General features: G+C 54.2%; 10 protein-coding genes and 1 tRNA gene. 6 read left to right on the top strand and 5 right to left on the bottom strand.

Features of this window, described 5'->3' with window-relative positions:
• Positions 1 to 265: 265 nt before the first annotated feature.
• From RMSM_RS41075 to RMSM_RS19300, 6 genes are all read left to right on the top strand, one after another.
• Entirely contained in the window at positions 266 to 424 is a 159-nt protein-coding gene (locus tag RMSM_RS41075; RefSeq protein ID WP_008699880.1) for a hypothetical protein, read from the top strand.
• Between the two features lie 339 nt (positions 425 to 763).
• Positions 764 to 1,198 (top strand): ATP-binding protein, encoded by a 435-nt coding sequence (locus RMSM_RS19320; protein ID WP_008699879.1) that lies wholly within the window; start codon positions 764 to 766, stop codon positions 1,196 to 1,198.
• Positions 1,199 to 1,619: 421 nt separating this feature from the next.
• Positions 1,620 to 1,692: transfer RNA gene (locus RMSM_RS19315), tRNA-Asn, on the top strand.
• 300 nt (positions 1,693 to 1,992) lie between these two features.
• On the top strand, positions 1,993 to 2,244 hold the full coding sequence (locus RMSM_RS19310) for a DUF433 domain-containing protein (RefSeq protein WP_040768202.1): 252 nt from the start codon (positions 1,993 to 1,995) through the stop codon (positions 2,242 to 2,244).
• Between the two features lie 5 nt (positions 2,245 to 2,249).
• Positions 2,250 to 2,471 (top strand): hypothetical protein, encoded by a 222-nt coding sequence (locus RMSM_RS19305; protein ID WP_040768200.1) that lies wholly within the window; start codon positions 2,250 to 2,252, stop codon positions 2,469 to 2,471.
• Complete coding sequence (locus RMSM_RS19300; RefSeq protein ID WP_008699874.1) at positions 2,468 to 3,016, top strand: hypothetical protein; 549 nt, start codon at positions 2,468 to 2,470, stop codon at positions 3,014 to 3,016. The genes RMSM_RS19305 and RMSM_RS19300 overlap by 4 nt, the downstream gene beginning before the upstream one ends.
• Before the next feature lie 54 nt (positions 3,017 to 3,070).
• Here the strand turns inward: RMSM_RS19300 and RMSM_RS42770 are convergent, their stop codons facing one another.
• The 5 genes from RMSM_RS42770 to RMSM_RS19275 all read right to left on the bottom strand — a co-directional run bounded on the left by RMSM_RS42770 (position 3,071) and on the right by RMSM_RS19275 (position 7,852).
• The gene (locus RMSM_RS42770) at positions 3,071 to 3,625 is read right to left on the bottom strand and encodes a PIN domain-containing protein (RefSeq protein WP_081614241.1); all 555 of its coding nucleotides are present in this window, start codon (positions 3,623 to 3,625) and stop codon (positions 3,071 to 3,073) included.
• 3 nt (positions 3,626 to 3,628) lie between these two features.
• Complete coding sequence (locus RMSM_RS19290) at positions 3,629 to 4,099, bottom strand: helix-turn-helix domain-containing protein (RefSeq protein WP_008699872.1); 471 nt, start codon at positions 4,097 to 4,099, stop codon at positions 3,629 to 3,631.
• A gap of 522 nt (positions 4,100 to 4,621) precedes the next feature.
• The gene (locus tag RMSM_RS19285) at positions 4,622 to 5,713 is read right to left on the bottom strand and encodes a patatin-like phospholipase family protein (protein WP_160168324.1); all 1,092 of its coding nucleotides are present in this window, start codon (positions 5,711 to 5,713) and stop codon (positions 4,622 to 4,624) included.
• Positions 5,694 to 6,758, bottom strand: a complete 1,065-nt coding sequence (locus RMSM_RS19280; protein ID WP_008699869.1) for a hypothetical protein — start codon at positions 6,756 to 6,758, stop codon at positions 5,694 to 5,696. The genes RMSM_RS19285 and RMSM_RS19280 overlap by 20 nt, the downstream gene beginning before the upstream one ends.
• Before the next feature lie 143 nt (positions 6,759 to 6,901).
• Positions 6,902 to 7,852 (bottom strand): toll/interleukin-1 receptor domain-containing protein, encoded by a 951-nt coding sequence (locus tag RMSM_RS19275; RefSeq protein WP_008699868.1) that lies wholly within the window; start codon positions 7,850 to 7,852, stop codon positions 6,902 to 6,904.
• Between the last annotated feature and the right edge of the window lie 593 nt (positions 7,853 to 8,445).

The following is an 8,445-nucleotide window of genomic DNA, read 5'->3' as shown; positions in this document are numbered from 1 at the left end:
GATCGTGCTCTCAAGTGCCTGGAGTCAAGCGATCGGCATCATCACGTTGCCGCTGTTGGGCATCCTGGGACTAACCTGGCACCGCCGTCGCCGTCGCCGTCGCACAGGGTCATCCCCCAATTAAATGTGGGATAGGCTTCCAGCCTGTCATCAGCCCTCAGCCCTCAGCCCTCAGCCCTCAGCCCTCCCACCTCCCACCTCCCACCTCCCACCTCCCACCTCCCACCTCCCACCTCCCACCGCAAACTCTATAGCCTCTCCAGGCATGCGATTTGCTATCTACCATTTGCCAACGCCAGAAATCGCAATGAATTTTCTGCAGGAACTCGGTGAATTTGAGGTAAGGACCGGTTCATCGGAAGCGACCTGCCTGGTGAATCGTGCCGGTGCGGATCGCGACGACAAAGCGAGCAAAAGCCAATAAATTGCGTACTCAACGGTGGTTTGATTGAGTCCAACGGCCAAAATTGCTGGTCGATTTGCCTGCATTCGGTCGACCACCACGACCGGGGGGATTGAATTGAAATGCTGTTTACGAAAGACGTCAGATCGAATAAGACTTCGGCCGATAATGATAATATTGGCGAATTTTGCGACGCGAAAACCGCCATGGCGCAGGATGAATCGTCGAGCGAGAGTCGATGAGACGCTGCGGTGACCCCGCCAGCGAGGCGAAACACCTCGACTTCAAGCGACGATCATTCTGCCCCCCTTTGTCCCAAACAGCGTGAGTACAGCGCACGTGCGAAAAGAGACATCCATCATGGGCACCAACCACGGTCCTTCCTGGACTCAGCGACATACGATCCCCAGTGACACGCGGATTGGCAGCGACCTAGTCGAGGATCTGATCCAAGAGATGGGCCAACGTCAGTGGCCGGCGATGGATCTGTTTCGCGTGCAATTGGCGTACGAAGAAGCGATCGTCAACGCGGTGCGTCATGGCAACCGCAACGCAGCGGACAAAGTCGTCGAAGTTGAGATGACGTGTTGCGACGAGCGAGTGATGATTCGCATCCGGGACCAAGGCGAAGGGTTCGACCCTGAAAAAGTCCCCGATCCACGCCAGGACAGTCTGCTAGAGGTTCCTGGCGGCCGCGGTGTGCTGCTGATCAGCGAAGTGATGAGCGAGGTCCATTACAACGACATCGGCAACGAAGTGACAATGATCAAGATCAAAAGCGATAAAGCCGCATAGCCCTCCCACAAAGTGGGATAGGCTTCCAGCCTGTCACCCGCCCCCAACCCCTCCACACCAAAAACTCTCGCTCACTTCCCACCAAATCCCCCATCAGTCCGAACCTCACCTGGACCAGCCGGCTCCCTAAAAACGGGGATCCAGTGGAGTCGAAACGCGTCAAGATGCTGCGATTTCGCCGCGGACGTCGGTTTGGGGTGATCGAGGAGCCGGATTTGCATTAATAAATGAAAACATGCGACGGACAGCCAGAATCGGCGGCGATGATGAAAAAATCTCAGATGAGTCAAAAAGTGAGCATGCCCGCCCTTGTCATCGCAGAGTAGTTTCAGTAAATTTTCGGCAAATTAAGGGAGACGACGGCGAGCAATTGCCGAGAAAGAAAGTCTAAGTGATTCGTAACGAATCGTCCTTAAAAAAATCCCCTGTAGCTCAGTCGGTAGAGCAGCGGACTGTTAATCCGCCTGTCACAGGTTCGAGTCCTGTCGGGGGAGCTAGTTTTGAAATCGCGAAAGCTCTCGCAAACCAGTTAGCACCTGCCGCCTGAATTAGGCAGGCAGGTGTTTTCGATTTCGGCCCGGTTTTTCGCGGTGTTTTTGACGTTTCGCCGCGTCAGCGAAAGTTCTCTGTTTCGTTTCGATCTTTGGGCTGCCGGACTCAACCACCCTGGTTGGCCCCGCACCCCAGAGACAACCCCCGAGAACTCTCTGAGTCTCTGTTTGACTCGGCAAACTGGTTAACACAAACGAGAGGGCCCGTGCGAGTTACCGCGTTTCGTGTCCCAAGGTACCTCGATGACTTGGCGAGATCGCATCTCAGTTGATCCGCTCGTTTGCCACGGCCAAGCATGCGTCTCTAGTACGCGTGTGCCCGTCGCTGTCGTGCTGGACAACTTGGCCCAAGGCGTCGAGAAAGCCGAGTTGCTTCGCAGCTATCCGAGCATCAAGTCAGAAGACGTTGACGCGTGCATCGAGTACGCTGCGGAGCTAGCCCCCAAGAACAATGATACCTCACGCATCCTTCCGCTATTTCCGAAGGAAGGCTGAGTTTCATGCTAGAAATAGACCAGCTTCAGTTGGAGGCCTACCGCCGAATGACCGGCGAAGAACGACTCAAGATAGGCCTTGGCTTATACGAAGCGTCGCTGGCGATCGCTCGCGAGGGAATTCGAAACCGTTATCCTGATGTAAGCGAAGCGGAGATCGCAGAGAAGCTGAAAGCACGCATCCGTGCTGGCTACGAAATTGACATTGTCTCAAGCAATACGCCGTGACGGAAACCGAACTACTCGTCGATTGCCTGCATCGACTCGAAACGGCTGGAATCGACTACATGTTGGTCGGTTCGATGGCTGGCAACTACTGGGGAGTTCCTCGCTCCACCCACGATATCGACTTTGTGGTCGAGTATGACGAGACCCAAGTCGATGCAATTGTCGAGGCCTTCCAAGATGAATTCTTTATTCAACAAATCAGCGTCGAGTCCGGATTGCGACCGCCCCACCAATTCAACGCCCTCGACAATCGATCCGCTATGAAGGTGGACTTCTTTCGCGTGGCTGGTGACGAATACGAATTCGCAAGATTCAGTCGTCGCAAAAGAATCACCTTGTTCGAACAGGCGGCGTGGATTGCGACGGCGGAAGACATTTTGCTGCACAAGTTGCGATGGCACAAGATCAGGCCGACCGAACGCCAACTGAAGGACGCCCGGGGTATTCTGCTCGTATCGGGCGACGAGCTAGATCGAAGCTATCTCATGCATTGGGCGGAGCGAATTGGCGTCGCCGATTTGCTCCAGTCGGTGCTCACCGGATAAGCATTCACGGATGGTTTCGCATCCGTTATTCAGAAGACTCTGACGAATCATTGATCAGAGCTTGGACCTCATCTTCGTTGCATTCAATCTCAACGGTTCCCAAGTCCGGAGCGAAAACAACGACGACCTCGGCGGATTCTTCAGTCTCGCGCGGGTTTGTTTGACGGCGGTCAGCACCGCGCTGGGTGCCAAATCCAACTGGCTGACAATGAACGAGTCTGGGTGGATCGCTTCGATTCCGTACGCACCCAAAGCGTCGTCGGGAAAGTCTTTCAAATTGTATGTCACGATTGCATTGGCCCCACACCGGATCGCCGCGGCTAAAACATGGCGATCATTGGGATCTGGTAGCTCAAGGGCATCGATCAACGGTTCGAAGCCAGTCACCAATGCATCGAGTACATGCGAGTCCATCAACTGACGAGTGCGAGACAATTGCTCTGCCGTCAGATCGGGTCTAACTCGCAAGACGCTACGAGTCCATTCATCTTGGATCATCGAAGACCAGCGAGCCCGAAATAGCCCGGTCATCGCAAGTTGCATCAACAGGTCCCGAAGCGGCGCGGGGAAGAGCACGCAAGCGTCGTAAACAACGGTGAAGTGACTCAAGGCTCAATAACCCATGTCGAGCTCTTGGGCCTGGGCAGCCAGTTTGTCGAGTGCTTCGTGGCGTTTGCGGTCCATCGACTGTTTGTACTCCATTAGATCCTTGAGCAGCACGCGTCGGTGAGTGCCCACTTTGCGAAATGGCAGTGCGCCCTTTTCAAGCTGATCGACCAGAAACGGCCGCGACACACCAAGCAAATCCGAAGCCTGCTGCGTCGTCAATTCAGCGTGCACCGGGAAGATGGTGACTGCGTTGCCTTTGGCAAACTCGGTCAGCAAGGCGCCAAGTAGCTGCACCGCTGACGGAGGAATCTCGATCTCGGTTTCCTTCGTTCCAAGCTTGGCGACCAATCGGATGGTGGCCTCGCTTTCGTGAGCGACAAGGTCTGCGATTGCGCGGCTGGACGCTTTCGCCAGCTCGGCATCGCCGGGCGTTGGTGAGAGCGTACGGGGTAGATCGGACAGTGTTGCATTCATGGTTTGGCCTCCATCTCTAGTGTATCGGCCAAACGCAACGAAGCAAATAAACGAAACAAACGAAATCGGTGCAAACTAAGAAACAGCGGTCTCTGGATCGCATTTCTTGCGTTATTTACAGTGTTTTACGCCGATTTCCCGTTAACCAAGCTGTCGACCGAGCCAACCCCGATTTGAGCTGATTTGAAATCGCGAAAGCTCTCGCAAACCAGTTAACGCCAGTGGCCCAATATCGGCAAACGGGCGTTTTTCGTTTACGCCCCGTTTTTAGCGGTCTTTCGACGCCGCGGCGCCCAAACTCAAAGTTCTCACTTTCGCGGAGAGAGTCCGGGCTGCCGAGTCCAACCACCCTGGTTCGCCTCGCACCCCAGAGACAACCCTGAGAACTCTCTGATTCTCTGTTTGACATGCGGGTCTCGGTTTACACACCAAGTCCAAAGCCGAGCGACTTCCGCCACAAGCGAAGCAAGCCGGATCGGATGTTGGCCATGTCTCGCGCCGCTGTAGACTCGCCGGCAAACTTTATTGCTTGCGCTGAGAGAGGCTGTCGCGATCCGACAGTTCCATATAACGTTTTCGAAGGGCTTCACGAATGATCTTTTCCCTTTTTGGATTTTCGAAAGATGCGATCAGTCGCCGGACATCGTGTTCCGGCAGGGCTAAAGTTGTCATGACCTCGGTCACTTCGTCGCTCGCTGGGTGTGACTCGATTGGTTCTGTCGTAAAGTCTTCGCCGAATTGCGTGTAGAGTTCGGCGACGCTCCGGTCGCGTGAACGCTTCGCCGCGGTATAGACTCCTCGGTTGTAGCCTCCAAATGGCTGCGTCAACCGACTCAATAATCCCGACGTTGCTACTTCGCCTGATCCTGCCCCCGCATCGATTTCTATAAGGAAAACGCCGCGGCGTCGTAACTCTTCGGCAAGCTGTTGGCAATTCGAAGTGTTCGTAGCTTCAATTTTGGACAAAATTGCCAGCACCGAATCAACGCCAGTATTATCGACCATCCCGCCATCCAGGAAATGGATATGATCATCCGAACCATTGTTCGGTTCGGGGACCTCCGCGGCAATTCGTGTCGGCTCGAACCCGAATGGAAAGGACGATGACATTCGAACAGCCCGGGTTAGCCGAACGTTTGGCTGGGTGCCGCTCAGCTGAAGGCTTGAAAGACTATATGGTTCGTGGTCCTTGTCCGACAGAGTCCATTGCATGCCATTCGCAGTTTGTTCGCATCTCCATCGGGAATACCAGTCATTCGGCAATCGCGGAAATCCCACCATCACGCGTCGTCCGGTATCGATGTCAGCAACACCGAACACAAGCAGCGGTTTGCCAGCGTCTAGCGTTGTTTGATCGATTGTTTGCCAGGGGAACTCTCGATCCCAGTACGCGGTCAATGATTCACCACGGTTGGAAAAGGTAGTCAGGAAGCCTCGGAAGATCGGTCCAAGGTAATCACGGGTAACTGCGTCCTGCGTCGAAGCCTGCAAGTCAGACGGGTAGTAATGAGCAGCTAGTGCGAGACCGCCCCCAGAAACTCCGCTCCCCAACCACACACACCCCGGGTGTTGCCCGTCCTGGCGAAACTCGTCTTCAATGAGTTCCAGCGACAAGGCCGCAACTAAAGCTGCCCGTGAACCACCCCCACTGGCTGTAACGATGATTACTGGGCCTTCTTCGTAAACGACGAAGCGACGCGTCGACCCAGTCTACTGGTTCCTCGCTTCTCAATTGTGCCGCAACATCCGGAACATCTGTCGGCCCGAGCTCTACGTGACTGGTCAGGCTGACGACCAATACCAAGACCAAGCATGCAATCAATCTCCAGGGCCAGTACGTGTTTCGATAGAGGAAATCGAGTAACGCTGCCAAAAGCGTGCCAGCAAAACCAAGCATTAAAAATGCCCAAACGGTGTAAACCGACATTTCGAATGTGTCCGTCAACTCCACCGCGACCCAGACGCTTTCCAATAGCAGTGTCGACACGAGTAGGATGGAAAGGACCTCACCTGTTCGTCGCCACACTCGAACCCGCCGCTGGACTGTTTCGTCGGCCCCCCCGGCTTCACCATTCTGATCCGGGCCGTCAAGGACGCGGTCCGCCCCCACCCATGTTCCGGCTCCCAGCCAGAACGCCACCATCGCAGCGAACAGTCCCAGCATGCGAATGAAACCGCCCGGCAAAGGCCACACTGAATCGATGCTGGACAACCATGACGGTGATAGCGGACACGACATAGCCAGCCAGAATCCAAGGCCTGCCATCGGAAGATTGACTAGAACAGCCCAGCCACTCCCGCTCAACCTTCGCCCAAGGCGGGCGATCCAATACAACCCTTGCGATGGTGTGACGACTAGCACTCGGAATGGACACTGGAGCAAACGCCGCACGCCACTCGGCACCCGCCGGAGCGTGCGATCCACAACCGTTTCATCCGGTGAAATCAATAAGAAGTAGCCTATCAACACAACACCCCAAACGGCCAACGCGAACGTCATCCATCGGATCACCCCGCGAACGGCGAAGACATCCATGATCAATTCTCGGATCTGGTCCACGGAAACACCAACGAGAAGGAAAGCCATCACCGCCAATACTGTCAGCAGATGACGACCGAGGCTTTGTTTTAAGAAAACGGGAATGCGATAAACGATCATTCAATTAATCCAAGTTGTGGCCATTCGATTTAGCCGTAAGACGTCGACAGTTCAATAAGTTATGAAATACCGGCTCAATATTCCCAGCCGGATCTACTATTCAGTTTTCGACCTGCAAAAGAAGGTATCTGTCTCGGATTAGATCAACTTTGTAACGGCTCGATCAGGCGGGACCAAAAATACTCCGAGGCACCGGCCTCGGTAAGTTGCTCGGACGAAGCATCGTGGAAATGGAAGCCCATTGTCGGCTTCCAACCAAGGGCTGTTCCGTCCGCAATGACTCCAAGCAGTTCGTTGCACGAATTCCCACGACTTGCTTTGTCCGCGCTGTATGCGATCTGGTCACCACCGAAGCTATCGGAAAGACTAATGGAACACTCGGACTTCGGACTGCCATGCTCGTAAATCGTCGCCGTGAAAGTGTTGGCATCAACACGTCGAAACGCAGTCTCGATTCCGGGATTACGAGCTTGAAGCTCAGACAAGGAGCCCTCAAAGTACGCCGCCATGTACTGGAAGGTTTCCTCACGGAATCTGTCCTTGTCGCGCTGCGAGAAATCTCGCTTCAAACGCAAGTTGCTTGAGCGAGGCTTCTCGGCTACTAGCGCGGCCTCTTGGGTTCTCGGAACAGCTTTTCTCGTATCATTTGGAATCGTATTCAAACTGGCGGCTGCTTTACGAATCGCACTTGTGATCTGAAGAAATGCATCGTGCATATTTGGAAACTTTGATATTGGTTTTCCATCCTGCGGCATCGCCAACAGCTTCCCGAACGGAGCCATGTGCCACTCGCAAGGATCCACAATGACAGGAATGACGCGTGCGTCCCCAGCGTCGTGTCGCTCCATGGCCCTCGCCATTTCTACCGCGTAGCAGTACTGCGACGCGATGAAGTAGGGGCTTACAAGAAGCAGCACAATGTCAGCCATTTCCAAGTACTCACTAATCTTGCCGTTAAATTCATCGCCGGCAACAATTCGTCGATCATGCCACGTCTCGATTACCCCCTGGCGTTTCAACATTGCGAGGTGAATTTCAAGCTCGTCTCGAATCACTTCGTCACGATGCGAGTATGAAAAAAATAGGCTTACCATCTAGTTTTTCTCCAAGGAATCTATTGATCGTGGTGGTGGGTTTCCCGTCAACGTGCATCACGCCGCGGAACGGTTCTCAAGGTGTACCAACGTTGGCGATTCCGCGTTGCTTCTAGCCTGCCTTCCTGCGAACCCAGACGGGTTCAAGTCTTGGGCTCGCGCACATCTCACATACGACCGGATATCCGGGCTCGTCTTTCTCGCGGGGGTCTTCTCGATCAATGACTTCGACCTCGAAACGGTGGCCACAAATCTGGCATTTGAACTGCTTCACGAGCATCTGTATTTCTCCGGCAGAGAACGCGGCTGTTTGCTGAACACTGCACACTCAGGGTGCGAAAAATGACCGCGATGCGCGGCCACGATGTCTTAATGCTGCAATTGGAGCATACTTCCGGAGCGTGTCAAGTGCTTTACAAACACTTGACACTCATGCCATGCCGTCAAATAGCGTTTTTTCCTTGTTTTTGACTAGCAAATTTAATTTCTGAAGGCGTCTTCGCATTGCCGGTGGCGAAACTTCAAAGATGTCGGCCATCGGTTTTGCGGCGGCTTCAAAGAGGGCGTTCTCTTCTGCGAGTGGTCCGGTTTTG

Origin of the sequence: Rhodopirellula maiorica SM1 (assembly GCF_000346295.1) — a bacterium.
GTDB lineage: Bacteria > Planctomycetota > Planctomycetia > Pirellulales > Pirellulaceae > Novipirellula > Novipirellula maiorica.
Note: the sequence above shows the minus strand (reverse complement) of the source record. Positions and strands in the feature narration are given on the sequence as shown.

Coding starts and splice junctions, on each gene's coding strand:
- RMSM_RS41075 (WP_008699880.1), top strand. CDS start 266: ATGCGATTTGCTATCTACCATTTGCCAACGCCAGAAATCGCAATGAAT.
- RMSM_RS19275 (WP_008699868.1), bottom strand. CDS start 7,852: ATGGTAAGCCTATTTTTTTCATACTCGCATCGTGACGAAGTGATTCGA.
- RMSM_RS19290 (WP_008699872.1), bottom strand. CDS start 4,099: ATGAATGCAACACTGTCCGATCTACCCCGTACGCTCTCACCAACGCCC.
- RMSM_RS19305 (WP_040768200.1), top strand. CDS start 2,250: ATGCTAGAAATAGACCAGCTTCAGTTGGAGGCCTACCGCCGAATGACC.
- RMSM_RS19310 (WP_040768202.1), top strand. CDS start 1,993: ATGACTTGGCGAGATCGCATCTCAGTTGATCCGCTCGTTTGCCACGGC.
- RMSM_RS19320 (WP_008699879.1), top strand. CDS start 764: ATGGGCACCAACCACGGTCCTTCCTGGACTCAGCGACATACGATCCCC.
- RMSM_RS19280 (WP_008699869.1), bottom strand. CDS start 6,758: ATGATCGTTTATCGCATTCCCGTTTTCTTAAAACAAAGCCTCGGTCGT.